Raw genomic sequence first — 25,250 nt, 5'->3', positions numbered from 1 at the left:
CCACGGGATTCCCGCCGGTGTGACCGCATCTGGTCAGATAATCCCGCGCTTCGTCTGCTGCGCCTAAACTCCATCCCGCCTAAACTCCAACCTCTGTCATGGTCGTGTAACACCCGAGTGGCGGCCACCGGTAGCCTGCGGGGGTACCTGTGACAAACGCCCAAATCTCCCAAACGCGTACGAATGAGGGGCCATGAAGGGTCGCGTGCTGGTCGTCGACGACGACGCCGCTCTCGCCGAGATGCTCGGCATCGTCTTGCGCGGGGAGGGTTTCGAACCGTCGTTCGTGTCCGACGGCGACAAGGCGCTCGACGCGTTCCGGGACACCCGGCCGGACCTCGTCCTGCTCGACCTGATGCTCCCCGGCGCCGACGGCATCGACGTCTGCCGCCGCATCCGGGCCGAGTCCGGGGTCCCCATCGTCATGCTGACGGCCAAGAGCGACACCATCGACGTGGTCCTCGGCCTGGAGTCCGGCGCCGACGACTACATCGTCAAGCCGTTCAAGCCGAAGGAGCTCGTCGCCCGGGTGCGCGCCCGCCTGCGCCGCACCGACGAGCCCACCCCCGAGATCCTCCAGATCGGCGACATCACGATCGACGTGGCCGGTCACTCCGTCAAGCGCGGCGAGGAGACCATCAACCTCACGCCGCTGGAGTTCGACCTGCTGGTCGCGCTGGCGCGCAAGCCCCGCCAGGTCTTCACCCGCGAGGTGCTGCTGGAGCAGGTCTGGGGCTACCGGCACGCCGCCGACACACGCCTCGTGAACGTGCACGTCCAGCGCCTGCGCGCGAAGATCGAGAAGGACCCCGAGCACCCGGAGATCGTGGTCACGGTGCGCGGGGTGGGGTACAAGGCCGGCCCCGCGTAAGCGCCCGCTCCCACCATGCCGGCACCCGCGAGAAAGCCCCGCCGCCGTCGGACCCCTGGCCAGATCGCCCGTGGGGTCCGCAGACGCGCGCGCCGTCTCGCGGGCCGGCTGCGGAGGGTCTGGCGGCGCTCGCTCCAGCTCCGCGTCGTCACCAGCACGCTGGTGCTGTCGATGGCCGTCGTGGTCGTGCTCGGCGTGTTCCTGATGCAGTCGATCTACGCGTCGGTGCACAACGCCAGCGAGGTGTCCGCGGTCGCGGAGTCGCAGGCCAACAACGCCACCGCGAGCGGTTACCTGAGCCAGCTCTCCGACATCGGCGACTCCGGGCAGGACGGCACGGCGCCCGGCCCGGTGGGCGATCCCGCGGACACGGCGGCCCAGGCGCTGGCGGACCGCTCCGGCGGACGCTACGACGTCGTCATCTACAACACGAGCATGGTCGGGCAGGGCAGGGTTTCCGGCCAGATCGACCCGCTGAGCATCCCCGCGTCGCTCCGGGCGGACGTCCGGAACAGCGATGAGGACCACCCTCTGTGGCACCAGACCGTGACGGTGCGCTACATCGGTGCGAAGCAGCCCGAGCCCGCCTTGGTCGTCGGCGCCATGGTCAACGGGACCTACGAGATCTACCACGTCTTCCCGCTGGGCGACGAGGAGAAGACGTTCCAGGCGGTCCAGCGGATGCTGATCGGCGCGGGCGCCGCGCTCGTGCTGCTGCTCGCGGGCGTCGCCTCGCTCGTCACCCGCCAGGTGGTCATCCCCGTACGGCTCGCGCGCCAGGCGGCGGAACGGCTGGCGGCCGGTCGCCTGGAGGAGCGGCTCAAGGTGCGCGGTGAGGACGACCTCGCCCGGTTGGCCACCTCGTTCAACGAGATGGCCTCCACCCTGGCCGTGAAGATCCACCAGTTGGAGGAGCTCTCCCAGGTGCAGCGCCAGTTCGTCTCCGACGTCTCGCACGAGCTGCGTACGCCGCTGACGACCGTCCGCATGGCCGCCGACCTGCTGTACGAGGGCCGCGAGGACTTCGACCCCTCGTCGGCGCGGGCGGCCGAGCTGATGCAGAACCAGCTCGAACGCTTCGAGTCCATGCTCGCCGACCTGCTGGAGATCAGCCGGTACGACGCGGGGGCCGCGACCCTCGACCTGGACCCCGTCGACATGCGCGACGTGGTGCTGCGCGCGGTGGGCGACTCCGAGACGCTGGCGGAACGGCAGGCCACCCGGTTCGAGCTGCGCCTGCCCAACGAGCCCTGCATGGCCGAGGTGGACAGCCGCAGGGTCGAGCGGATCCTGCGCAACCTGCTGTTCAACGCCATCGAGCACGGAGAGGGCCGGGAGATCGTGGTCACGCTCGGCGCCGACCGCGACGCCGTGGCCGTGGCCGTACGCGACCACGGGGTCGGCCTGAAGCCGGGCGAGGAGAACATGGTCTTCGACCGCTTCTGGCGGGCCGATCCCTCGCGTGCCCGCACCATCGGCGGCACGGGTCTCGGGCTGGCGATCTCGCGGGAGGACGCGATGCTGCACGGCGGCTGGCTCCAGGCGTGGGGCGCCCCTGGTGAGGGCAGCCAGTTCCGCCTGTCGCTGCCGCGCGTCGCGGGGGCGCCGCTGCGCGGATCGCCGCTCCCGCTGGTGCCGCCGGAGGTGGAGATGCGGCGCACCTGGCGCGGCCACGTCACGCCGGTCCTGACCCCCGCCGTCGGCGCGATCTCCGAGGCCGGGCCCCGCGTGCGGGAGAGCGCCGAGGCGGGCGGTTTCGATGCCGACTGAGCGTCGCGGCGCGGTGACCCGCCGCCTCGCGGCGTTCGCGGGCGTGGTCCTCGTGCTGGCCGGCGGCGGGACGGGCTGCGCCACCGTGCCGACGAGCGGCCCCCGCCTCGCCCAGGTGGACAAGAGCAAGGACACGCTCAGCGAGCCGTACGTGCGGATCATCGCGGAGCCGCCGAAGCAGGGCGCCTCGCCCGACGACATCGTCAAGGGCTTCCAGGCCGCCATGGCCTCCTTCGACGACGCCGAGTTGCGGATGGCCAAGCAGTACCTCACCCCGGGCGCGGCCCAGCGCTGGAACCCCAGGCGGCAGACCCGCGTCTACGAGGGCAAGATCGAGCCGGACCGTACGCAGGACCTCGAACACGCCACCCGGACGACGGTGACGCTGAAGGGGACGAAGGTCGCCACGATCGACTCCGAGGGCAGGTACACCCCGGCGACCGGCGCCCTGGTCGAGCCGTTCACCCTGGTCAAGGTGGGCGCCGAGTGGCGGATCGACATCCCGCCGGACGCCCGCCTGCTGTCGAGCGACGACGTGCGGCGGGCCTACCGGCGGGTGGATCTGTACTACCCCCCGGCCATCCCGGCGACGGGGCTGGTGGCCGACCGGGTGTGGGTGCCCATCGAGCCGAGCAGGGGGGTGCCCGAGACGCGGGTCCGTCGCCTGCTCGCCGGGCCGACCTCGTCGATCGCGAGCGCGGTGCGCAGCGCCTTCCCGGCCGGCACCGACCTCAACCGGATCACCGTCGAGGGCGACACGGTCGTGGTCGACTTCACCTCCCAGGTGGACACGGTGTCGACCGACCGCCTCGACGCGCTCAAGGCGCAGCTCGTGTGGACGCTCGGCGACCTGGTGACCGGCCGTACGGTGGAGATCCGCGTCAACGGCAGCGGCTCCGGCGTCCGGTTCCGGCCCGCCGACTACCACGCGTACGACCCGAACGTGCTGAGCAGTTCGCCGCAGGCCTACTACATGCAGGGCGGCAGGCTGCTGCAGTACAAGGAGAAGGGCGCCGGCACCCCCGTGCCGGGCGCGGCGGGCGAGCAGGCCGGGAAGTTCACCGAGCCGGCCGTCCTGACCCAGTATCCGGTCTCGGTGGCGGCCCTGGTCAACGGCGACGGCGTCTACGTCGCGCCGATGACGCCGGGCAGCGCGTGGCAGCGGTGGATCGCCGGCCGGAACATGAGCCCGCCCTCCTGGGACCGGTACGGCGCCGTCTGGTCGGCCGAGAAGGTGAGCGCGCACGAGAGCCGCGTCTGGACGGCGATCGGCGGCCAGCCCCGCAGGGTGGAGATCTCCGAGGAACTGTCGTACGGGCGCATCATCAAGCTGCGGGTCTCCCGCGACGGGGCGAGGGTCGCCGCCATCCTCGACGACGGGCTCGGCACCTCCGTTCGGGTCGGCACGATTCTCCGCCTCGGCGAGCAGGTGCGGATCGACGACGTGCGGACGCTCATCGACTCCCGCGACGACCAGCAGATCGAGGACATCGCCTGGCAGGACGCCACCGATCTGCTCGTGCTGTCCAAGGTCAAGAGCGGCCAGGAGCTGACCCCGTGGTCGGTGATGGAGGGCAGGACGGACCCGGACGCCGGGCCCATCAAGCTGGATTCGAAGATCGAGTCGATCGCCGCCGCCCCCGACCACGTGATCGCCGCGGCCGACGAGGGCCAGGTGATCAGCTACAGCACCGACAAGCAGGCCTGGAACCAGCTCGCCAAGGACGGCGCCACCAATCCGGTCTATCCTCTCGGCTGACCGGTCCTCCCGCCGGAATGTCGGTGGCGGGCGGGATGCTGGGCGCGTGGTGCCTGCGCTGCTCGACCTGATCCTCCCGCCCCGCTGCGCCGGATGCGGCGCGTGGGGCGCGACGGCCTGCCCGTCCTGCCTGGCGAGGCTGCTCGGCGAGCCGGCTCCACGGCCGCCGGACCCGGTGCCCCCTGGCCTGCCCGACTGCTGGTCGGCCACCGCCTACGAGGGCGCGGCCCGCCGGATGATCCTCGCCTGCAAGGAACGCGGCCGTACGGCTCTGGTGCCGGTCCTGGCCGCCTGCGTGGCGACCTGCGTCGCCGCCTGGCACGCCGAAGCCGAGGCGGCGCCGGAGCGTGCGGAGGGCCTGGCGGGCGGAAGCCGGGCAGGAGCGTGGCCGGCAGCCGGCGATCGGGCGAGCGGGAGCTTGGCGGGCAGGGGTGCGGGTCCGGCAGGGCCGGTGCCCGTGCCGGTGACGTGGCTGGTGCCGGTGCCGAGCGCCCGGGCCGCCGTCCGCCGCCGGGGGCACGACCCGGTGCGCGCCGTCGCGACGGCCGCCGCCCGGGAGCTGCGCGGGCGGGGCCTCGCAGCCGTGCTCGCGCCGCTGCTGCGGCAGCGCAGGCGGGTGGCCGACCAGGCCGGCCTGGGCTCGCTGCAGCGGGCCGCCAACCTCTCCGGCGCCTTCGACGTCGATCTCCGCGCACTGGAACCCCTGGCACTCGCGGCCCGCTCTCTGGAGCCTCCGGGACTCGCGCTCCGTGCTGTGCCGCCTCTTGGAGTCGCGCTCCGCGCTCTGAGGCGTACGGAGCGGGGCGTCGGCCTGCCGGAGGACTCCTGGGCCGATCTTCGCGCCGCGGGGACGCTGGGGCCGTCTCACAGCGGCACAGGGCGTGGTGTGGGATTCCGGGTCGTCCTGGTGGACGACGTCGTCACGAGCGGGGCGACGCTGGCGGAAGCGGCGCGTGCGCTGCGCGCGGCGGGTGTCGCGCCGACCGCGGCGGTGACGATCGCCGCCACCCCCAGACGTGTCCCATCCGTCGCGACACGCCGGAAGTGCCGCGTTGCCGACAATCACGGATGGTAAAACCCGAGGCAGATTCACCCCTCGTCCCGGTGGAGAGGACCAGGCGGCGGATTCGGCGAGCCACCTGCTCGGGAGAGGTGTGGACACCGGATCTGCGGGGATTCCAGGAATATGACCGCGAGTTTTCCAAGGGTGAGACGGCAACCCAGATCACGCAAAGTGATCGTCCGGCTCTCCTCTTGGCTGACATTCACGTCGGCAACGACTAGCGTTCAGACATGGCACCCGTCCGGGTCCGTGGTTGCGCCGGGCCGACTCCCTCGTGGGGTCCGGCCTGGCAAGCCGATGCCAGCCGCAGGCGAAACGGCCCACGTAAGGCGACTCTTGGTCGACCGATCACGGTGCGGCTTAGAGGTAAGTCCTGCCCTCCCGGGGGTCCAGATGTCCCCCGCAAGAGGAGAAGGGCAGTAGTGGCGACTGAGCTGCGAACCCCTCAGCAGGCGGATGTGGGGACGAAGACCAGGTCGGCCGGACGGGTGCTCCGTAAGCCGTGCACCGCAGTCGATGTGCGAAGGGAGGCTTTGCGTGGAAATCATCGTCAAGGGACGGCACACCACAGTGAGTGACCGTTTCCGTGATCATGTGACGTCCAAGCTGGCCAGAATCCAACGACTGGACAACAAGCTCATCCAGGCCGATGTGGAGGTCTCCAAGGAGTCCAACCACCGGCAGAGCGGGCAACGTGAACGGGTGGAGCTCACCATCCACTCACGTGGCCCCGTCATCCGCGCCGAGGCGTGCGCGGACGACCGCTTCTCGGCGCTGGACATCGCCATCGGCAAGCTCGAAGAGCGGCTGAGGCGGCTCGCCGACCGCCGCAAGATCCACCACGGGAAGAACTGCCCGCCCTCGACGGCCGAGCTCACGGCGGTGATGGAGGACGCGCAGGGGGTCGTCCGCACCGCCCGGGAGGAGCCCGGGCCGGTCGCGGAGGTCGCGGCGGTGCAGGCGGCCCCGGCGGTCGCCGAGTGGGAGCCGGAGCAGGAGCGGGTCGAGGATTCCGGGCCGATCGTCCCCATCGAGATGGAGGGCGACGGACCGCTGATCGTGCGCGAGAAGTTCCACAAGGCCGACCCCATGACGATCGACCAGGCGCTCCTCGAGATGGAGCTGGTGGGTCACGACTTCTACCTCTTCCGTGACAAGGAGGGCGGCCTGCCCAGCGTCGTCTACCGGCGGCGCGGCTACGACTACGGTCTCCTCAGGCTCATCGAGCCCTGAGGCAGGTCCTCGTGTGGTCCCCGGCCCGGACGAACGCGGGCCGGGGCACCGCGCGAACCCTCGGAGGAGGCCCGGTCCGGCGCGACGAAGATCCCTAACACTCCGGAACCCGTGTAATGATGGCGATCCAGCGTCCTTGGCCCCCGCAAGGAGGTTCCGTGACCCGATCCGACGAGGCGGCTCGAGCAGCCGGTAGAAGCGAGCCGATCCGTGTCCTGATCGTCGACGATCACGCACTGATCCGCCGCAGCCTGGAGCTCGCGCTGGCCGCGGAGGCGGACATCGAGGTGGTTGGCGAGGCCAGCGACGGCCAGGAGGCGGTGGAACTCGCCGATCGGCTGATGCCGGACGTGGCGCTGATGGACGTCCGGATGCCGAAGCTGGACGGCATCGGAGCGACCCGCAAGATCAAGGAGTCGGTGCCGAGCACCCGGATCATCATGCTGACGGTCAGCGACGAGGAGGAGGACCTCTTCGAAGCGATCAAGGCGGGCGCGACCGGCTATCTGCTCAAGGACGTCCAGATCGACGAGGTGCCCGACGCGGTCCGCGGGGTGCACGAGGGGCAGTCGCTCATCAACCCGGCCATGGCGGCCAAGCTGATCACCGAGTTCGCGAACATGAGCCGCAAGGAGGCCGAGCGGCCCCCGCAGCTTCCCGTCCCCCGTCTGACCGATCGCGAGATGGAGGTCCTGCGGCTGGTCGCGAAGGGCATGAACAACCGCGAGATCGCCAAGGACCTGTTCATCTCCGAGAACACGGTGAAGAACCACGTCCGCAACATCCTGGAGAAGCTGCAACTGCACTCCCGGATGGAGGCCGTGGTCTACGCCGTACGCGAGCGCCTGCTGGAGATCACCTGAGCCTCTGAGCCTGCGCGGTGGTCAGCGGGGGTCGCGGGTTACGGCGGCGCGCAGCGGAGCCTCCAGTTCGGGTGTCCCGACCCGCTCGACGCGTACGTCGGTGCAGCCGACCCAGCTCGCGGCCTCCCACAGCGCGTCGCTCATCGCCGTCACATCCCTGGCCCGCGCCCCGGGCTCGAAGCCGACCTGGCGGGCGACCAGGGTGGCGCCCTCGCGGGCCGGGTCGACCCGGCCGATGATCCGGCCGCCCGCGAGCACGGGCATCGCGAAGTAGCCGTGGACCCGCTTGTCCCTCGGCACGTAGGCCTCCAGCCGGTGGTTGAGGCCGAACACGCGCTCGGCCCGCGCCCGCTCCCAGATCAGTGAGTCGAACGGCGACAACGGCGCCGTGCGGTGCCGCCCGCGCGGCTCGCCGTCCAGCGCCGCGGGGTCGGCCCAGGCGTTGGGCCCGCCCGCGCCCCCGCCGCGCCGGGCGGGCCAGCCCGACACCCGTACGGGCACGAGGCCGGCCGCTCCGCTGAGCAGGGCCTCGTCGAGCAGGGCGCCGTGAGGGCCTTTGACGCGGGTGAAGTCGGCGAGGTCGGCCCGGGTGGCCACGCCCAGAGCGCGCCCGGCGATGCCGGTCAGCCGGGTCACGCACTCGGCGTCGGACAGGTCCAGGCCGAGCAGCTCCGCCGGGACCGCGCGCTCGGCGAGCTCGTAGACCCGCCGCCAGCCGACGCGGCGGGTGCAGACGACCTCGCCGATGTCGAGCAGCCACTCAATGGCGATCTTGGTATCCGACCAGTCCCACCACGGGCCGCCGTTCTTGGATCCGCCGATGTCGGCGGTGGTCAGCGGGCCGTCGGAGCGCACCTGCTCCAGCACCTTGTCGACCACGGGCGGCACCTCGTGCCACCGGAACCGCCGTTCCCGGAACGCGCGGCGGCGGAAGTCGTACAGCGGCCACTGCTCGATGGGCAGGACGCAGGCGGCGTGGCACCAGTATTCGAAGGCGCGGGCGGGGGAGTCCCAGTAGGCGCGCGCGACCGCGTCCCGGCCGACCGCGCCGAGCCTCGCGTACGCGACGAGCTCGTGGGAGCGGGCGAGGACGGAGATGGTGTCGAGCTGGACGGCGCCGACGCGCCGCAGCATGGCGGGAACCCCGCCGGCGCGCGCGGCGGCGCCGAGGAAGCCCTGGGCCCGGAGGATGATCCTGCGGGCCTCGTCGGCGGTCAGGTCGGTCACAGGAGGAGATGGTAGACGCGGTGACCGACAAAACGCCTACGGCGGTTCTGGGGCCGGGTCTCCCGGGCGGGCCGGTGAAAGCTTCAGCGGCCCCGTGCCTGTTTCAGGAACCGATGGACCGGTGCTCGAAGGGGGAGTGGTGCTCCTGCACCTGGATCTCCCGGGGCGCGTCCACGATCACGTCCGAGAAGATGTCGAACGCGAGGGCGAGCAGTCCGCCCACCGCGCAGATGCCCGCGCCGATCCACACGAAGAGCCAGTTCGGGCCGAGGGTCAGCGCCACGCCCCCGATCGTGAAGCCGATGAGGATGATGCTGACGGCGAGCCACGATTTGGCGCTTCCCGCGTGGCTGCCCTGGTGTCCGCTCTGTGCCATACCCCGTTTTCTACCTGATGGGCCGGGCGGTCGGGACATCGGGGGAACCCTCTGGGCGGTTTTCTCCCTATGAGATAGGAGATTGTGACGCGGCGCTCCGTCGATTGCGGGTGGCTGTGTCTGGTGATGGAACCGCCTACGATGGTTAGCGGGGAAGTATGTCTCGTCCTCACACCCCGGTGGTCGGCCGGGGTGAGACCTGCGAGGAGCTTTACTAAAAGTGCCAGCCATTCTCGACAAGATCCTTCGCGCCGGCGAAGGCAAGACTCTGCGGAAGCTCAAGCGCATCGCCGAGCAGGTCAACTCCATCGAAGAGGACTTCAAGAGCCTGTCCGACGCCGAGCTCCGCGCGCTGACCGCCGAGTACAAGCAGCGGCACGCCGACGGCGAGTCCCTCGACGACCTGATGCCGGAGGCCTTCGCGACCGTGCGCGAGGCCGCCCGCCGGGTCCTCGGGCAGCGCCACTTCGACGTGCAGCTCATGGGCGGCGCCAACCTGCACATGGGCAACATCTCCGAGATGCGCACCGGTGAGGGCAAGACGCTCACCTGTACGCTTCCCGCCTACCTCAACGCGATCTCCGGCAAGGGCGTCCACGTCGTCACGGTCAACGACTACCTGGCCAAGCGCGACGCCGAGACGATGGGCCGCGTGCACCGCTTCCTGGGCATGGAGGTCGGGGTCATCCTGGCCAACATGCCGCCGGACGAGCGCCGCAGGCAGTACAACGCCGACATCACGTACGGCACGAACAACGAGTTCGGCTTCGACTACCTGCGTGACAACATGGCGTGGTCGATGGAGGAGTGCGTCCAGCGCGGCCACAACTACGCCATCGTCGACGAGGTCGACTCGATCCTGATCGACGAGGCCCGCACCCCGCTCATCATCTCCGGCCCCGGTGAGCAGTCGGGCAAGTGGTACCAGGAGTTCGCCAAGATCGTGCCGAGGCTCCGCCGCGGCACCGAGGGCAAGGACGGCGAGGAGAGCACCGGCGACTACGTCGTCGACGAGAAGAAGCGCACGGTCGGCATCCTGGAAGCGGGCGTGGAGCGGGTCGAGGACTGGCTCGGCATCGACAACCTCTACAAGCCCGAGCACACCCACCTCGTGCAGTTCCTCAACAACGCGCTCAAGGCGAAGGAACTGTTCAAGAAGGACAAGGACTACATCGTCGTCGACGGCGAGGTTCTGATCGTCGACGAGTTCACGGGGCGCGTGCTGCACGGCCGCCGTTACAACGAGGGCATGCACCAGGCCATCGAGGCCAAGGAAGGCGTGAAGATCAAGGACGAGAACCAGACTCTCGCCACGATCACCCTCCAGAACTACTTCCGCCTGTACGAGAAGCTCGCCGGCATGACCGGTACGGCCGCGACCGAGGCCAACGAGTTCCACCAGACGTACAAGCTGGGCGTCGTCCCGATCCCGACCAACCGGCCGATGGTCCGTCAGGACCAGGCCGACGTGGTCTACAAGACCGAGGACGCCAAGTTCCAGGCGTGCGTCGACGACATCAAGGCGCGCTACGAGCAGGGCCAGCCGGTCCTCGTCGGCACCACGAGCGTCGAGAAGTCCGAGAAGCTGTCGCGCATGCTCAAGCGCCAGGGCGTGCCGCACGAGGTGCTGAACGCCAAGAACCACGCCCGTGAGGCCGCGATCGTCGCCGAGGCGGGCCGCAAGGGCGCGGTCACCGTGGCCACCAACATGGCCGGTCGAGGCACCGACATCATGCTCGGCGGCAACCCCGAGTTCCGTGCCGACCTGGAGCTTCAGCAGCGCGGCCTGTCGCCGTCCGAGACGCCGGACGAGTACGAGAAGGCCTGGCCCGAGGCGCTGGAGAAGGCCAAGGAGGCCGTCAAGGCCGAGCACGAGCAGGTCGTCGACGCCGGCGGGCTCTACGTGCTGGGCACCGAGCGGCACGAGTCGCGGCGCATCGACAACCAGCTCCGCGGCCGTTCCGGCCGTCAGGGCGACCCCGGCGAGTCGCGGTTCTACCTGTCGCTCGAAGACGACCTCATGCGCCTGTTCAACGCCGCCCGGGTCGAGATGATCATGACGCGGCTGAACATCCCGGACGACGTGCCGATCGAGTCGGGCATGGTGTCCAAGGCCATCGCGTCGGCCCAGCATCAGGTCGAGCAGCAGAACTTCGAGATCCGCAAGAACGTCCTGAAGTACGACGAGGTGATGAACCGGCAGCGCACGGTCATCTACGCCGAGCGGCGGCGGGTGCTGGAAGGCGCCGACCTGCACGAGCAGGTCCGCACCTTCGTCACCGACGTCGTCGACGACTACGTCAAGGGCGCCACCGGCGAGGGCTTCGCCGAGGAGTGGGACCTCGACAAGCTGTGGAAGGCCTTCGGGCAGCTCTACCCCGTCTCCGTCACGGTCGAGCAGCTCGTCGAGGAGGCCGGCGGCGCCAAGGAGGACCTCGACGCCAAATTCATCGCCGACAAGATCAAGGAAGACGCGCTCCAGGCGTACGACCGCCGCGAGGAGCAGCTCGGTCCCGAGGCGATGCGCGAGCTTGAGCGCCGGGTCATCCTCTCGGTGCTCGACCGCAAGTGGCGCGAGCACCTCTACGAGATGGACTACCTCCAGGAGGGCATCGGCATGCGCGCCTATGCCCAGAAGGACCCGCTGATCGAGTACCAGCGCGAGGGCTTCGAGATGTTCTCCGCGATGCTCGACGGCATCAAGGAGGAGTCGGTCGGCTACCTGTTCAACCTCGAGGTCGAGGTGCAGGCCAACCCGATCGTGGAGGAGAACGCCGAGGAGGACACGGCGCTGTCGGAGACCGGGTCGATCATCGCCCGGGCGCTGCGGCAGCCGTCGCGGCCGACCGAGATGGTCTACACCGCGCCCGGCGAGAGCGGCGACGTGGAGGTCAGCCGGGTCAGGTCGACTCCTGAGCAGCGCGCCGCGTACGGCGACGTCGAGCGCAACGCGCCCTGCCCCTGTGGCTCGGGTAAGAAGTTCAAGCGCTGCCACGGCGACCCGCGCAACCAGCAGGCGTGACCGTCAGGTCTGACCTGAGCTGAGAAGGACCCCGCCGGACATGTCCGGCGGGGTCCTTCCATGTCGTGGGGAAGGGCGGGAACGGGGGGCCGGGTAGGGCCGACGCCAAGGGTCACGACCGGGAGCGCCGGAGGCCGGGGGCGGGAACCCGCGGGGTCAGGCGGTCTCGAAGTCGGTGACCAGCCACTGCATGCCCTGCCGCTCCAGCCGCACGGCGAGCACCCGGCTGCGCGGACCACAGTTGACCAGCAGGCACATCTCGATGACCCCGTCCACGGGCCGTTGCACGTGCGGCAGGCCGGTCAGCGGCGGCCGCTCGGTGTCGATCATCTTTCCGGCCCGGACCAGTTCGCGGTAGGCCCGCTCGGTGAGCCGGCCGGCCACCGTCTCCGGCGGCCTGCGGCCGGCCAGGATCTCCGCCAGCGCCTGGCCGAGCCCCCGCAGCCGGCGCTCGTCGGTGAGGGAGCCCCCCGGCCGTCCGTACGGGTAGGACACGGGCGGCGCCGGGAGGGTGGCCGGGGCGAGGGCGAGCGCGCCGTACGTCACGGGACCGCCGTCCCGCTCGTCGTACGGAGGATCGGCCGGGGGGACGGACGCGAGCCGTGGCAGGGGGACGGGCTTGGGCATCGGGACTCCGCTCTCGCGCGCCGGGATCTGACGCCTAATAGAGGTTGCGGTCGTCCCGCCTGATACCGGGGCCGCCAACTTTGCCAAGAGCCGCCGCCGTGTGCCGCCATTCGCCCGGGAAGGTCCGGCCGAGCTGGGGAGAACATCCCCTGTTAGTGGAGCATGGAGAAGGATATTAAGGTCATCCGGAATTGGCGGAGAACGCGACAGGGGCGCCCGGGATCGCCGGGCGCCCCTGCTCCCCTCTAGGGGGCGTGACGCGTCAGGCGCGGGCGCGCGCCGTCTCGGCGCTCTCCCCGGAGTCCACATCGGGCTCGGGTTCCCGGCCGGGCGTCATGATGTTCAGCTTCTTGATGAGGAAGCTGAAGATCACGTAATAGAGGACGAAGTAGACCACGCCGATCAGCATGATCAACCAGAAGTTGTGCGTGTTGTCCTTCGTCGCGTTCAGGCCCGCGTCGATGGCTCCGGCGGAGAACCCGAAGCCGAGGCGCCCGCCCAGGAACGCGACCAGGGCCATCGAGACGCCGGTGAGCAGCGCGTGCACCGCGAACAGCACCGGCGCCACGAAGATGAACGCGAACTCGATCGGCTCGGTGATGCCGGTGACGAAGGAGATCAGCGCCGAGGAGATCATGATGCCGCCGACGGTGGCGCGGCGGTGCGGCGGGGCGGCCCGCCACATCGCGATGGCGGCGGCCGGCAGGCCGAACATCATGACCGGGAAGAAGCCCGCCATGAACGCGCCGGCGCCGTCCTGCCCGGCGAAGTAGCAGTTCAGGTCGCCCGCGGTGTGGAGGGTGTCGCAGGTCGGCACCTGGAACCACACGATCGAGTTGACGAAGTGGTGCAGGCCGAAGGGGATCAGGCCCCGGTTCACGATCCCGTAGATGCCCGCGCCGAGTGTCGAGTGGTTCGCCAGCCAGTCGCCGAAGTTGGTGAGCCCCTCACCGATCGGCGACCAGATCAGGCCGAAGACGACGCCGAGGACGAGCCCGGCCAGCGCCGTGAGGATCGGCACGAAGCGCCGCCCGCCGAAGAAGGCCAGGTAGGCGGGCAGCTTCGTGCGGTAGTACCGCTGCCACAGGACGGCCGCGACGAGGCCCATGAGGATGCCGCCGAGCACTCCGGTCGGGTTGGCCGACGCCAGGTTGAGCGCCTCGGCCGGCTTGCCGTCCGCCCCCAGGACGGACTGCGCCACCTTCTTGTGCACGGCCGCGTCCGCGGCGGCGTCGAAGAACATCAGGTGGGTGACCCGGTCCCAGACGAGGTAACCGACCACCGCGGCCAGGGCGGTCGAGCCGTCGGCCCGCCGGGCGAAGCCGACCGCGACGCCCACCGCGAACAGCAGCGGCAGCGCGTCGAAGAGGGCGCCGCCCGCGCCGCCGATGACCTGCGCGATCTTGTCCAGGGTGGCGTTGTCCGTACGGCCGAGCAGGTCGTCCTGGCCGATCCGGAGGAGGAGCGCCGCGGCGGGCAACGCCGCGATCGGAAGCATCAGGGAGCGGCCGATCCGGGACAGCGCGGTCAACAGCGCGTTCTGGCCCGAGGGTGCGGCCGGCAGGCCCGCGTCGGCGGAGGTGGAACTCATCATCGAAGCCTCCGAGGAAACCTTGCCTTCAAGGCGGGGGAGAAATCGGACTCCCTGCGGAGCAGGGCGGGGATAGGCGGTTCGCCGCAAAGCGGACCGTTGTCGGAAGTCACGGGATCGTCGACTGATCGGGTGGCATGATGTGCGGGGTGGCGCAGACGGTGAAGCGGGCCTACAAGTACCGCTTCTATCCCACCCCCGAGCAGGCCTGCGAGCTTGCCCGGACGTTCGGGTGCGTGCGCCTGGTCTACAACAAGGCCCTTGAGGAACGCACCCGCGCCTACACCCTTGAAGGCCGCCGGGTCTCCTACGCGGAGTCCTCGGCCGCGCTGACGGCGTGGAAACGCACCGAAGAGCTGACGTTCCTCTCCGAGGTATCGTCCGTGCCGTTGCAGCAGGCGCTGCGACACCTGCAGGCCGCTTTCGCCCACTTCTTCGCCAAGCGGGCCAAGTACCCCACCTTCAAGTCGCGGAAGAAGTCGCGGGCGTCGGCCGAGTACACCCGCTCGGCGTTCCGCTGGCGCGACGGACGGCTCACGCTGGCGAAGATGGACGCCCCGCTGGACATCGTGTGGTCGCGTCCCCTCACGGAAGGGGCGGAGCCGTCCACGGTGACCGTGAGCAAGGACGCGGCCGGGCGATGGTTCGTGTCCCTCCTGGTGGAAGAGACCATCCGCCCCTTCGACCCGGCGGGGAACGCGGTTGGCGTGGATGCGGGGATCACCGCCCTGGTCACCCTGTCGACCGGTGAGAAGATCACCAACCCCCGGCATGAGCGGGCCGACCGGCGCGCGCTGGCCAGGGCTCAGCGTGCGCTCGCCCGCAAAACCGCAGGCAGCACCAACCGGGCCAAGGCCAGGGTGAAGGTCGCCCGCCTGCACGCGCGGATCGCCGACCGGCGCCGGGATCACCTGCACAAACTGACCACCTCGCTCGTCCGCGAGAACCAAACGGTCGTGATCGAGGACCTGACCGTCCGCCACATGGTCAAGAACCACTCGCTCGCCCGCGCCATCTCCGACGCCTCCTGGCGGGAACTGCGCTCGATGCTGGAGTACAAAGCCCGGTGGTACGGGCGGGCACTCGTCGTGATCGACCGGTGGTTTCCCAGCTCGAAGCTGTGCTCGGCCTGCGGGAGCTTGCAAGATGTGATGTCGTTGCACGTCCGGGAGTGGGTGTGCGCCTGCGGCGCGGTCCACGACCGGGACGTCAACGCCGCCAGGAACATCCTCGCCGCCGGGCTGGCGGAGAGGTGAAACGCCTGTGGAGCTGGTGTAAGACCTCAACGGAGACCTCCGAGCGGGCAACCGGCAGCGAAACAGGAAGCCCAACCTGTGAGGGTTGGAATCCCCTCCCTCCAGGGAGGGGAGGATGTCAAGGGCTGTTCCTCCAGGATGTGGGGGGTTGCTAGAGGCGTCTGGCCGGGGCTCCGAGGAGCGTCCGGAGTTGGTAGCGGTCGGCCCGGTAGGTCGAGACGCCGAGTTCGGCGCAGACCCCGCCGGCGAAGGACCGGCGCTGCAGCAGCAGCACGGCCCCGCCCCGGGGCAGCTTGAGCAGGTCGGCGTCGCTCGGGTCGGCGACGCCGCCGTCGATGGTCAGCTCCCCGGCGTCCATCACGAGCGCGTAGCGCGACTCGAGCAGGGCGTACAGGGATCGTCCGGTCAGGTCGAACTCATCGAGGTCGGGCGCGAGCTTGACCGGGATGTGCGCCCGTTCGATGCTCAGCGGTTCCCCGTCCGCCGTGCGCAGCCGCTCGATGAAGTGGACGGCGTCGCCCGGCTGGATGCCGAGCTGCCGCGCGAGGTGGGCACTGGCCCGGACCACCCGCCGGTCCAGGTCGCGGGAGCCCGGCTCCATGCCGCGCGCCCGCATGTCGTCGGTGAAGGAGGTGAGCTGGAGGGCCAGCTCGATCTTCGGCCGCGCCACGAACGTGCCCTTGCCCGGCACACGGTGCAGCCGCCCCTCGGACACCAGGTGGTCGACGGCCTGCCGTACCGTCATACGAGACAGGTCGAAGCGCTGGCTCAGGTCACGTTCGGAGGGGATCGCCGCGCCGATCGGCAGCTCGTTGTTCTCGATGAGGTCGAGCAGGATCTCCCGTAGCTGGAAATACTTGGGCACCGGGCTGTCCGGGTCGATCTGGGCCACTGATCCCTCCCCTCTCGCTCCGGATCGTGTGGATAAGTTAAGGTTCTTACTGGTCTAGTCCGGACTAGACCACAGCCGGGAAATATGTGTCAATGTATGGGCCGACGACGGATCCATAACAGACAAATCTCGTCAAGCGGGGGATGATCACCTATGACGACCAGAATGCGCGGTGAGATCGCCGAGCAGCCCGCGGCGATCCGGGCGACGCTGGACGCCCTGCTCCCGCGGACCGGCGAGGTCGAGGCCGTCGCCCGCGGCACCCGGCACCTGCTGTTCGTCGCCCGGGGGACCTCGGACAACGCGGCGGTCTACGGCCGCTACCTCATCGAGGCGCGGGCCGGCCGGTTGGCCGCGCTGGGCGCCCCCTCGATCGCCACCACCTACCGCCGCAGGCTCGACCTCGACGGCGTGCTGGCCGTGGGCCTGTCCCAGTCGGGCCGTACGGAGGAGATCGTCGAGACCCTCCAGTGGGCCAAGGACTGCGGCGCGCGGACCGTCGCCGTCACCAACGGCGGCGAGGACTCGCCGCTGGCCCGGGCGGCCGACCTCGCGCTGTGCACGCTCGCCGGCGAGGAGAAGGCCGTCCCGGCCACGAAGACCTACACGACCCAGCTCGCCGCGCTGGCCGTGCTCGCCATCGGCCTCGGCGCCGACGTCGACCCCGACGACCTGCGCCGGGTGCCGGACGCCGTGGAGAAGCTCGTCTCCGACCCCGGCGACCTCGACGCCGTGGTCGAGGGCCTGGCCGACAAGCCCGGCGTCGTCGTCTCCGGCCGCGGGCTGGCGTTCTCGACCGCGCTGGAGCTCGCGCTCAAGCTCAAGGAGGCGTGCTACCTGCACGCCATGGGCCTCTCGTACGCCGACCTGCTGCACGGCCCGATCGCGGTCGTGGACGCCGACACCCCGGCGATCCTGGTCGCGTCCGGGCAGGGGCCCACCCTCGCGGGCACCGTCGCGCTGGCCGAGCGGGTCACCGGCGCGGGCGCCGCCGCGTACGGCGTCGGGGGCGGCGAGCGGCTCGCCACGGCCTCGACCGCCGCGCTGAACGGTCCGGACCTGCCCGAGTGGGTGGCGCCGTTGGGACTCATCGTCCCGGGGCAGTTGCTCACCGAGGCGCTCGCGCGCAGGCTCGGTATCGACCCCGATTCCCCCCGCGGTCTGAAGAAGGTCACCCAGACCGACTGAACGACAGGCCGATCGAATACCAGGAGGACCCCCATGGCTGCAGACGCCGAGGCGATCATCGCCGGGCTCGGTGGCGCCGACAACATCATCGAGGTGGAGCCGTGCATCACACGGCTGCGCACCGAGGTGCACGACGCGTCGAAGGTGAACCAGGCCGCGCTCAAGGCGGCCGGTGCCCACGGAGTGATGGCCGCGGGCAACGTCGTCCAGGTCGTGGTGGGCCCCGAGGCCGACACCATCGCCAGCGACATCGAGGACATCATCGGCTAGACCGGCAGGTCACGACGGGTCCGCCGGTCCCTCACCTGTCCCTCACGGGTCTCCGGCGGTTCCTGGCGTGACGCCTGCCCGGATCACATCAGGGAAGGGCGCTTCATTGACGACTGTTCTCGCCCCTGTCGCGGGGGCGGCCATCGGGCTGTCCGCCGTGCCCGATCCGGTGTTCTCCCAGGCGATGGTCGGCCCCGGCACCGCGATCGATCCCCGCAGGGAGCCCGTCGAGGCCCTGGCCCCGATCGACGGCACGATCGTGAAACTGCACCCCCACGCGTACGTCGTGGTGGGAGACGACGGCAGGGGAGTGCTGGTGCATCTCGGCATCGACACCGTCCAGCTCAAGGGGGAGGGCTTCCGCCTGCTCGCCGCCGAGGGCGACCGCGTACGGGCCGGTCAGCCGGTGGTGGCGTGGGACCCCGCGGTCGTGGAGGCGGGCGGCCGGTCGCCGGTCTGCCCGGTGGTGGCGCTCGACGCGGTGCGGGACGCGGTCGGCGGGATCGCCGAGGGCAGTGTGAACGCGGGCGACACCTTGTTCGAGTGGTCGTGACGGCGTCATGAAGGCCGCGCTCTTCGACCTCGACGGCACTCTGATCAACACGGAGATCCGCAGCCGGGCCCTGTGGCGGATGCTCCTGGACAACCACGGGATCGACCACGACGAGACGCTGCTGCGGCGCTTCATGGGCCGCCGCGGCTCCGACGTCATCCCCGAGGTGTTCCCCGACATGGATCCGCGGGCGCTGATGGACGAGATCTCCACCTACTACGACCATCCGGATCTGCCCGCCATCGTGCCGGTGCCGGGGGCGGCCGACCTGGTCCTGCGGGTCGCCGGGCACGGATCTCCGCTCGCGCTGGTGACCTCGGCGGATCGGGACTGGGCGGTGCGACGGCTGACCGAGATCGGGATCCTGGAGGTGGTCCGGACCATCGTGTCCGCCGAGGACGTGACCGTGGGCAAGCCCGATCCGTCCGGCTATCTCCTGGCCGCGGACCTGCTCGGGGTGGACCCCGCCGCGTGCGTGGTGTTCGAGGACTCGCTCGCGGGCATCGAAGCCGCCCGGACGGCGGGTATGACCTGCGTCGCGGTGGCGACCACGCATCACCCGGATGAACTGTCGCATGCGGATCTGGTAATCCCCGACATGTCGGGTATTGACTGGCCTTTGACGGAACCACGGGCGGTCTAGACCACCGCCCGCAGAGGAGGAAACGTGGCCGAACGCAGAGTCAGCGTCACGTCGGAGGTCGGGCTGCACGCCCGCCCGGCGGCGACGTTCGTGCAGACCGCGGCGAAGGCGTCGTACGACGTCACCATCGCCAAGGCGGGCGGCACGCCGGTGAGCGCGAAGAGCATCCTGTCGGTGCTGGCGCTCGACGTACGACAGGGGGAGTCGATCGTCATCAGCGCGGAGGGCGAGGGGGCCGACGCGCTGCTGGACGAGCTCGCCCAGATCGCCGCGGCCCCCTGACGCCGGCGGACGCGCGGTGAACACACGGCGGACGCCGGCGGGCGGAGAGGCGACGGGCCCGGGGCCGCTCACGGGATCGGGTGACGGGGTGACCGGTCAGGGAGCCCTCCCGGGGGCCGGAGAGACAGGCCGGAAGGCGCCCGGCACGGGAGGGACGGCGACCGACCAGGGGTCGCTCCCCGCACGGCGGGAGGGCGCGGCCGGGCGAGCAGAGACGGAGACCGGCCCGGCGCCGCTCACCGGTCCGGGATCGCCGGGGTCGCTGACCGGTACGGCGGTCAGCCCCGGCGCCGGGTACGGCCCGGCCCACGTGCTGGCGGGGGAGATCCCCGAGCCCGACAAGGAGTCGCGGCACGGCGGCGACGCCGCCACCGAGCGGGCCCGCGCCGAGCGGGCGGTCGAGGAGGTGGCCGCCGACCTCGAGGCGCGCGGAGCCAGGGCGGGCGGGGAGGCCCAGGAGGTGCTCGGCGCGCAGGCGCTGATGGCCCGCGATCCCAGCCTGGCCGCGGAGGTCGGCGCGCTGATCGACCGGGGCGTGGCCGCCCCGCGTGCCGTCTTCGACGCCTTCGGCAAGTATCGCGACCTGCTCGCCGCGGCCGGAGGCTATCTCGCCGAGCGGGTGACCGACCTCGACGACATCCGCGACCGGACGATCGCCGTGCTCACCGGCCTGCCCATGCCCGGCGTGCCGGCGAGCGCCGCCGAGCCGTTCGTGCTCGTCGCCAGGGACCTCGCCCCGGCCGACACCGCGCTGCTGTCGAAGGACGTGGTCGCCGCGTTCGTCACCGAGCAGGGCGGGCCGACCAGTCACACCGCGATCCTCGCCCGCGCGATGGGCGTGCCCGCCGTCGTCGGCTGCGCGGGCGCCACCGCGATCGCCCCCGGCACACCCGTGCTGGTGGACGGCGGCTCGGGCGAGGTGCTGCTCGCCCCCGGCCCGGACCGGGTCGCGGCGGCCCGCCGGGCCGTCGAGGCGCGGCGCGCGGCGCTGTCGGCGGCCGACGGCCCCGGCGCGACCGCCGACGGTCACGCCGTGCCGCTGCTCGCCAACATCGGCGGCCCGCGCGACCTGCCGGACGCCCTCGAACACGGCGCCGAGGGCGTCGGTCTGTACCGCACCGAGTTCCTCTTCCTCGACCGTGCGTCGGCGCCGTCCGCGAAGGAGCAGGAGGAGGCCTACCGCGCGGTGTTCGAGGCGTTCCCGGGCGGCCGGGTGGTGGTGCGCACGCTCGACTCCGGGGCCGACAAGCCGCTCGCGTTCCTGCCGCCGCCGGAGGAGGAGCCGAACCCGGCGCTCGGGGAGCGCGGCCTGCGGATGTTCCGTCGGTATCCCGAGATCATGGCCGCCCAGCTCGGCGCGCTGGCCGCCGCGGCGGCGGGCACCTCCGCCAAGGTCCAGGTCATGGCGCCCATGGTGGCCACGGCCGAGGAGGCCGAGTGGTTCGCCGAGGCCTGCCGTACGGCGGGGCTGGACAGCGCGGGAATCATGATCGAGGTGCCGTCGGCGGCGCTGCGGGCGGCGGACCTCGTCCGGGCCGTCGACTTCTTCTCGATCGGCACCAACGACCTCACGCAGTACGCGCTCGCGGCCGACCGCCAGGTCAGCGCCGTCGCCGGGCTGCAGGACCCGTGGCATCCGGCGGTGCTCGACCTGATCGCGATGGCGGCTTCGGCCGCCTCGGAGACGGGCAAGGGCTGCGGGGTCTGCGGCGAGGCGGCGGCCGATCCGGTGCTCGCCTGCGTGCTCGTCGGCATGGGGGTGACCTCGCTGTCGATGGGCGCTCCCGCGCTCCCGTGGGTGCGCGCCGCGCTGGCCCGGCACACGCTCGACGAGTGCCGTTCCGCCGCTGTGACGGCCCGCTCCGCCGTCTCCGCCCGGGATGCCAAGGCCGCCGCGCGTGCGGTGCTGCCCGGCCTGGAGGACCTCGGGCTCTGACCTGTACTGATCTGTACGGCATGGGCGGCGGGCGCCTCGTCCCGCCGCCCATACCTGTCCGGGAGCCGGTCCGGGAGCCGGTTCACAGCCGGCCCCCAGTCAGCTCGCGAGTCGGTGTCCAGCCGGTCTGATAGTCGGCCACCAGCCGGGTGCGGCCGGGTCCGGGAGTCGGTTCACCGCCGGGTCACAGCCGGTTCGCGAGCCGGTGGGTGAGCAGGCCCGAGGTGCGGTTACGGTAAAAGGCGTGCCAGCACTCAGACAAGGCGTGGTCATGCTCGCCGCCCTCCTCGTGGCCGGATGCTCGTCCGGAACCGGCGCCGTGGGCGCGCAGACCTCGCCGGGTGCGTCCGCGCCGGCCTCCTCCGCCGCTTCCACCGCTTCCACCGCAGGCTCCGCCGCCTCTGCCGACACCACCCCGGCCACGTCGTCATCGGACGGGTCGTCGGGCGGGTCGTCGAAGGGGCTGGCCGAGCGGACGCTCGCCGCGATGAGCCTGCGGGACAAGGTCGCGCAGTTGTTCACCGTCGTGGTGTGGGGCCCGAAGGCCGGGGCGCCGAGCAAGGAGAACCAGGCGCGGTACGGCGCCGCGACGCCGGCGGAGGTCGTGGAGAAGTTCCGGCCCGGTGGGGTGATCCTGTTCGACTGGGCGGGCAACGTGTCGGGGGCCGGGCAGGTGGCGGCGCTCACGACCGGCCTGCGCGAGGCGGCCCGCGAGGACGGCGGCGCACCGCTCGTGATCGGCGTGGATCAGGAGAACGGCATCGTCTCCCGGCTCCGGGCCCTGGTCACCAAGCTCCCCGGGGCGGCGCAGATCGGCGCGACCGGCCAGACGGCCAACGCGCGGGACGTCGCCCGGGTCACCGGTGAGGAACTGCGCGCTCTCGGCATCTCCCTCGACTTCGCGCCGGTCGCCGACGTCAACGTCAACCCCCGCAATCCGGTCATCGGGCCGCGCGCCTACGGCTCGGACCCCAAGAAGGTGGCGCCGATGGTCGGCGCGGCCGTCGACGGCTTCCACGCGGCGAAGGTGGCCTCCGTCGCCAAGCACTTCCCCGGCCACGGCGACACCTCCGTCGACAGCCACACCGGCCTCCCGGTCATCAAACACACGATGTCCAAGTGGCGGACGCTCGACGCGCCGCCGTTCCGTACGGCCATCGCCCACGGCGTGGACGTCGTCATGTCGGCGCACGTGGTGATGCCGGAACTGGACCCGTCCGGAGACCCGGCGACGCTGTCGCACCGCATCCTCACCGGCCTGCTCCGCGACGAACTCGGCTTCGGCGGCGTGATCAGCACCGACGCGCTGGACATGGCCGGGGTGCGCAAGAAGTACGGCGACAGTGAGGTGGTCGTGCGGGCCGTCCTCGCCGGGGCCGACATGCTCCTCATGCCGCCGAACCTCCCGAAGGCGTACGACGCCATCCTGAAGGCGGTCAAGTCGGGGCGGATATCCGAAAGCAGGATCAACGAGTCGGTGCTGCGGATCCTGCGGCTGAAGGAGAGGCGCGGCCTCTTCGGGCCGATCCGCACCGACCCCGGCGCGCTGCGGTCCCCCGAGCACCTCAAGGTGGCCCAGCGCGTCTTCGCCCAGTCCCGCTGAGCCCATCCAGCCCGTTGCGCCCGTTGCGCCCGTTGAGCCCGCCGAACCCGCTTGGCCCCGACCCGGCCCGGCACCGGTCGGGCCCCACTTCGCCTGAGCTGCCGCCCCCGCCCTGGCACCCACGCCGACCGGACCCCCGTCGCGTGAGCGGCCACCTCGCCCGGGCGCCCGCGCCGGGCGGGGCGGGGGCCGGGGTAGGCCTATATTTGAGGCACGTCGGCTGGGAGGCGCGGTGCTCAAGGGTGTGCTGATCGACTGGGGCGGGGTTCTGACGACGAGCCTGACCGAGTCTCTCGTGGAGTGGATCGAGGCCGACCGGATCGACCCCCGGCACTACCGGGAGGTCATGCGCGCGCTGGTCACCCAGGCATACGGGGCCGGCGGCGAGGCCGGTGCCGGGTCGGTCGCCGAGAACCCGATCCACGCGCTGGAGCGCGGCGAGATCCCCATCCTGGAGTTCGAGCGCGACCTGGCCGCCCGCCTGTTGACCCTCGACGGCGGCCCGCCCGAGGCCGACGGCCTGCTGACCCGGATGTTCGCCGGGTTCCGGCCGGTCGAGGAGATGAACGAGATGCTGCGCCTCGCCCGCGTCGCGGGGCTGAGCACCTGCCTGGTGTCGAACTCGTGGGGCGACCACTACACGCGCGAGGGCTGGGAGGCCATCTTCGACGCCGTCGTCATCTCCGGCGAGGTCGGCATGCGCAAGCCGGAGGAGCGCATCTTCCACCACGCGCTCGGCCTGCTCGCGCTGGAGCCGGGGCAGTGCGTGTTCGTCGACGACATCGAGGAGAACATCACGGCGGCGCGGGCCGTCGGGCTGGTCGGCGTCCACCACACCGATCCCGTGGCGACCATCGCCGAGATGGAGCGCCTGTTCGGCCTGCCGCTGCGCGCGGCACGCTCCGCGGAACAGCCGCCCGGTCGGTAAATTCAGCCGCAGGGACGGGCCGGGGGTGTCCCGGCCGCACCGATATCGAGTCGAGGAACGCATGCGCGTGTATCTGCCGTCCACGCTGCCCGCGCTGGCGCGCGTCGTCGCCGCCGGTGAGCTGGGTCCGGCTCCGCTGAACGGCTTCGCGGTCACCCCCGCGCTGGTCGAGTGGTACGCCTCGGGGGACACCGAGGAGCTGGAGTACGTCGCGCTCACCGAGGCCGCCCGCGCCTCGCTGCGCCTGCTGGCCGCCGACCCCGCCGCCGGACCTGCCGCCGGTCAGGAAGAAGGGGCCGCCCGGCGGGTGGTCCTCGCGGCCGAGGTGCCGGACGAGACCGTGAAGGCCGGCGCCGGCCTGGAGGAGCGCGCCCATGTCCGGGTGGTCGAGCCGGTCCCGCTGAAGCTGCTCGCCGCGGTGCACGTGGACGACCCGGCCGCCGTGCCGGACGTCGAGGCGGCGATCGCGGCACTGCCCGCGGCCGACGCCGGGGACGACGACGCGCGGTTCGTCGTGGACGGCGTGGAGGACCACGAACTGCTCTGGTACGCCACGCAGGAGATCCCTGATCTGCTGAGCTGACCGGCGCCGTTCACGATTTCGTCACAGGCGCCGTCTAAGCTTGAGACGAGATGACACACATAGTCTGGGACTGGAACGGGACGCTCTTCCACGACGTCGACGCCGTCATCGGCGCGACCAACGAGCTCTTCCAGTCGTACGGCCTCGGGCCGTACGACGTGGAGGGCTTCCGCGAGGTCTACACCCGCCCGATCTGGGTGGCGTACGAGCGCATGCTCGGCCGGCCGCTGCGCGAGGGTGAGTGGGAGCTGCTCGACACGGGTTTCCACGAGCACTATCACCGGCTGATGGAGGTCTGCAATCTCGCCGAGGGGGCGCAGTCGAGCCTGCGCGCCTGGGAAGAGTCGGGCCGCACGCAGTCGCTGCTGTCCATGTGGGGCCACGAGCGGCTGGTCCGCAAGGTCGGCGAGTTCGGCATCGACGGTCACTTCCGGCGGGTCGACGGGCTGCGCTCGGCGTCCGGGGGCCACAAGGCCGAGCACATGGTCGAGCACCTGCGGGCCCTGGGCATCGACTCGGCGAAGGTCGTCGTCATCGGCGACAGCGTGGACGACGCCCACGCCGCCCTGCACGTCGGCGCCCGCGCGATCCTCTACACGGGCGGCATGACGCGGCGGTCCGACCTGGAGGGCGTCGGCGTCCCCGTGGTGGACTCGCTGGCCGACGCCCTCGACTTCGTCTGACGGCCGCCACCCTGGGCCGCCACCCGGCGGC

22 protein-coding genes and 1 pseudogene are annotated in these 25,250 nt (G+C 71.3%); 18 read left to right on the top strand and 5 right to left on the bottom strand.

Annotated elements, in window-relative coordinates; genetic code table 11:
* Window positions 1-193: 193 nt before the first annotated feature.
* The 6 genes from mtrA to Mam01_RS03460 all read left to right on the top strand — a co-directional run bounded on the left by mtrA (window position 194) and on the right by Mam01_RS03460 (window position 7,559).
* Entirely contained in the window at window positions 194-871 is a 678-nt protein-coding gene (mtrA, locus tag Mam01_RS03485) for an MtrAB system response regulator MtrA (RefSeq protein ID WP_030509347.1), read from the top strand.
* Window positions 872-886: 15 nt separating this feature from the next.
* Window positions 887-2,641, top strand: a complete 1,755-nt coding sequence (mtrB, locus tag Mam01_RS03480; RefSeq protein WP_204284035.1) for an MtrAB system histidine kinase MtrB — start codon at window positions 887-889, stop codon at window positions 2,639-2,641.
* Window positions 2,631-4,400 carry an LpqB family beta-propeller domain-containing protein gene (locus tag Mam01_RS03475; protein WP_204284034.1) on the top strand — a complete coding sequence of 590 codons (1,770 nt, stop codon included), beginning with the start codon at window positions 2,631-2,633 and terminating at the stop codon, window positions 4,398-4,400. Before mtrB ends, Mam01_RS03475 begins: the two co-directional genes overlap by 11 nt.
* Before the next feature lie 46 nt (window positions 4,401-4,446).
* A complete protein-coding gene (locus Mam01_RS36310; RefSeq protein WP_239101002.1) occupies window positions 4,447-5,475 on the top strand; it encodes a ComF family protein in 1,029 nt (342 codons plus the stop codon).
* Between the two features lie 525 nt (window positions 5,476-6,000).
* On the top strand, window positions 6,001-6,696 hold the full coding sequence (hpf, locus tag Mam01_RS03465; RefSeq protein WP_204284033.1) for a ribosome hibernation-promoting factor, HPF/YfiA family: 696 nt from the start codon (window positions 6,001-6,003) through the stop codon (window positions 6,694-6,696).
* Between the two features lie 158 nt (window positions 6,697-6,854).
* Window positions 6,855-7,559, top strand: coding sequence for a response regulator (locus Mam01_RS03460; RefSeq protein ID WP_204284032.1), 705 nt, complete (start codon window positions 6,855-6,857; stop codon window positions 7,557-7,559).
* Window positions 7,560-7,580: 21 nt separating this feature from the next.
* On the opposite strand, the gene Mam01_RS03455 is transcribed toward Mam01_RS03460, so the two are convergent.
* Window positions 7,581-8,786: a winged helix-turn-helix domain-containing protein gene (locus Mam01_RS03455; RefSeq protein WP_239101001.1), complete on the bottom strand. Its 1,206-nt coding sequence runs from the start codon at window positions 8,784-8,786 to the stop codon at window positions 7,581-7,583.
* Between the two features lie 103 nt (window positions 8,787-8,889).
* Window positions 8,890-9,162 carry an HGxxPAAW family protein gene (locus Mam01_RS03450; protein WP_150930385.1) on the bottom strand — a complete coding sequence of 91 codons (273 nt, stop codon included), beginning with the start codon at window positions 9,160-9,162 and terminating at the stop codon, window positions 8,890-8,892.
* A 220-nt stretch (window positions 9,163-9,382) separates the two neighbouring features.
* Between Mam01_RS03450 and secA the strand changes: the two genes are divergently transcribed.
* A complete protein-coding gene (secA, locus tag Mam01_RS03445; RefSeq protein ID WP_204284031.1) occupies window positions 9,383-12,184 on the top strand; it encodes a preprotein translocase subunit SecA in 2,802 nt (933 codons plus the stop codon).
* 156 nt (window positions 12,185-12,340) lie between these two features.
* Here secA and Mam01_RS03440 read toward each other — a convergent pair whose 3' ends face one another.
* Both Mam01_RS03440 and Mam01_RS03435 read right to left on the bottom strand, forming a co-directional pair.
* Entirely contained in the window at window positions 12,341-12,811 is a 471-nt protein-coding gene (locus tag Mam01_RS03440) for an Rv3235 family protein (RefSeq protein WP_204284030.1), read from the bottom strand.
* A gap of 262 nt (window positions 12,812-13,073) precedes the next feature.
* The gene (locus Mam01_RS03435; RefSeq protein WP_373868677.1) at window positions 13,074-14,402 is read right to left on the bottom strand and encodes a PTS transporter subunit EIIC; all 1,329 of its coding nucleotides are present in this window, start codon (window positions 14,400-14,402) and stop codon (window positions 13,074-13,076) included.
* A 140-nt stretch (window positions 14,403-14,542) separates the two neighbouring features.
* On the opposite strand from Mam01_RS03435, the pseudogene Mam01_RS03430 reads away from it, so the two are divergent.
* A pseudogene (locus Mam01_RS03430) lies at window positions 14,543-15,739 on the top strand (RNA-guided endonuclease InsQ/TnpB family protein); the annotation flags it as partial.
* Window positions 15,740-15,809: 70 nt separating this feature from the next.
* Here the strand turns inward: Mam01_RS03430 and Mam01_RS03425 are convergent.
* Window positions 15,810-16,550 (bottom strand): GntR family transcriptional regulator, encoded by a 741-nt coding sequence (locus tag Mam01_RS03425; RefSeq protein ID WP_150930376.1) that lies wholly within the window; start codon window positions 16,548-16,550, stop codon window positions 15,810-15,812.
* Between the two features lie 153 nt (window positions 16,551-16,703).
* Here Mam01_RS03425 and Mam01_RS03420 point away from each other — a divergent pair, with 153 nt between their 5' ends.
* The 10 genes from Mam01_RS03420 to Mam01_RS03375 all read left to right on the top strand — a co-directional run bounded on the left by Mam01_RS03420 (window position 16,704) and on the right by Mam01_RS03375 (window position 25,219).
* Entirely contained in the window at window positions 16,704-17,738 is a 1,035-nt protein-coding gene (locus Mam01_RS03420; protein ID WP_204284027.1) for an SIS domain-containing protein, read from the top strand.
* Window positions 17,739-17,771: 33 nt separating this feature from the next.
* Entirely contained in the window at window positions 17,772-18,008 is a 237-nt protein-coding gene (locus Mam01_RS03415) for a PTS sugar transporter subunit IIB (protein ID WP_036329147.1), read from the top strand.
* 106 nt (window positions 18,009-18,114) lie between these two features.
* Complete coding sequence (locus Mam01_RS03410; protein WP_150930373.1) at window positions 18,115-18,561, top strand: PTS sugar transporter subunit IIA; 447 nt, start codon at window positions 18,115-18,117, stop codon at window positions 18,559-18,561.
* 7 nt (window positions 18,562-18,568) lie between these two features.
* Window positions 18,569-19,204, top strand: a complete 636-nt coding sequence (locus tag Mam01_RS03405) for an HAD family hydrolase (protein ID WP_204284026.1) — start codon at window positions 18,569-18,571, stop codon at window positions 19,202-19,204.
* Between the two features lie 24 nt (window positions 19,205-19,228).
* The gene (locus tag Mam01_RS03400; protein ID WP_150930369.1) at window positions 19,229-19,486 is read left to right on the top strand and encodes an HPr family phosphocarrier protein; all 258 of its coding nucleotides are present in this window, start codon (window positions 19,229-19,231) and stop codon (window positions 19,484-19,486) included.
* Window positions 19,487-19,748: 262 nt separating this feature from the next.
* Complete coding sequence (gene ptsP / locus Mam01_RS03395) at window positions 19,749-21,422, top strand: phosphoenolpyruvate--protein phosphotransferase (RefSeq protein ID WP_204284166.1); 1,674 nt, start codon at window positions 19,749-19,751, stop codon at window positions 21,420-21,422.
* 244 nt (window positions 21,423-21,666) lie between these two features.
* Window positions 21,667-23,025 carry a glycoside hydrolase family 3 protein gene (locus Mam01_RS03390; RefSeq protein ID WP_239101000.1) on the top strand — a complete coding sequence of 453 codons (1,359 nt, stop codon included), beginning with the start codon at window positions 21,667-21,669 and terminating at the stop codon, window positions 23,023-23,025.
* A gap of 232 nt (window positions 23,026-23,257) precedes the next feature.
* Window positions 23,258-23,953: an HAD family hydrolase gene (locus Mam01_RS03385; protein ID WP_204284025.1), complete on the top strand. Its 696-nt coding sequence runs from the start codon at window positions 23,258-23,260 to the stop codon at window positions 23,951-23,953.
* A gap of 61 nt (window positions 23,954-24,014) precedes the next feature.
* The gene (locus Mam01_RS03380) at window positions 24,015-24,536 is read left to right on the top strand and encodes a DUF6912 family protein (protein WP_204284024.1); all 522 of its coding nucleotides are present in this window, start codon (window positions 24,015-24,017) and stop codon (window positions 24,534-24,536) included.
* Window positions 24,537-24,586: 50 nt separating this feature from the next.
* Window positions 24,587-25,219: an HAD family hydrolase gene (locus Mam01_RS03375; protein WP_150930359.1), complete on the top strand. Its 633-nt coding sequence runs from the start codon at window positions 24,587-24,589 to the stop codon at window positions 25,217-25,219.
* Window positions 25,220-25,250 lie beyond the last annotated feature (31 nt).

The organism is Microbispora amethystogenes (assembly GCF_016863015.1).
In the GTDB taxonomy this organism is placed as follows: Bacteria; Actinomycetota; Actinomycetes; order Streptosporangiales; family Streptosporangiaceae; genus Microbispora; species Microbispora amethystogenes.
Note: the sequence above shows the minus strand (reverse complement) of the source record. Positions and strands in the feature narration are given on the sequence as shown.

Coding starts and splice junctions, on each gene's coding strand:
- mtrA (WP_030509347.1), top strand. CDS start 194: ATGAAGGGTCGCGTGCTGGTCGTCGACGACGACGCCGCTCTCGCCGAG.
- mtrB (WP_204284035.1), top strand. CDS start 887: ATGCCGGCACCCGCGAGAAAGCCCCGCCGCCGTCGGACCCCTGGCCAG.
- Mam01_RS03475 (WP_204284034.1), top strand. CDS start 2,631: ATGCCGACTGAGCGTCGCGGCGCGGTGACCCGCCGCCTCGCGGCGTTC.
- Mam01_RS03450 (WP_150930385.1), bottom strand. CDS start 9,162: ATGGCACAGAGCGGACACCAGGGCAGCCACGCGGGAAGCGCCAAATCG.
- Mam01_RS03440 (WP_204284030.1), bottom strand. CDS start 12,811: ATGCCCAAGCCCGTCCCCCTGCCACGGCTCGCGTCCGTCCCCCCGGCC.
- Mam01_RS03435 (WP_373868677.1), bottom strand. CDS start 14,402: ATGAGTTCCACCTCCGCCGACGCGGGCCTGCCGGCCGCACCCTCGGGC.
- Mam01_RS03420 (WP_204284027.1), top strand. CDS start 16,704: ATGACGACCAGAATGCGCGGTGAGATCGCCGAGCAGCCCGCGGCGATC.
- Mam01_RS03415 (WP_036329147.1), top strand. CDS start 17,772: ATGGCTGCAGACGCCGAGGCGATCATCGCCGGGCTCGGTGGCGCCGAC.
- Mam01_RS03405 (WP_204284026.1), top strand. CDS start 18,569: ATGAAGGCCGCGCTCTTCGACCTCGACGGCACTCTGATCAACACGGAG.
- Mam01_RS03380 (WP_204284024.1), top strand. CDS start 24,015: ATGCGCGTGTATCTGCCGTCCACGCTGCCCGCGCTGGCGCGCGTCGTC.
- Mam01_RS03375 (WP_150930359.1), top strand. CDS start 24,587: ATGACACACATAGTCTGGGACTGGAACGGGACGCTCTTCCACGACGTC.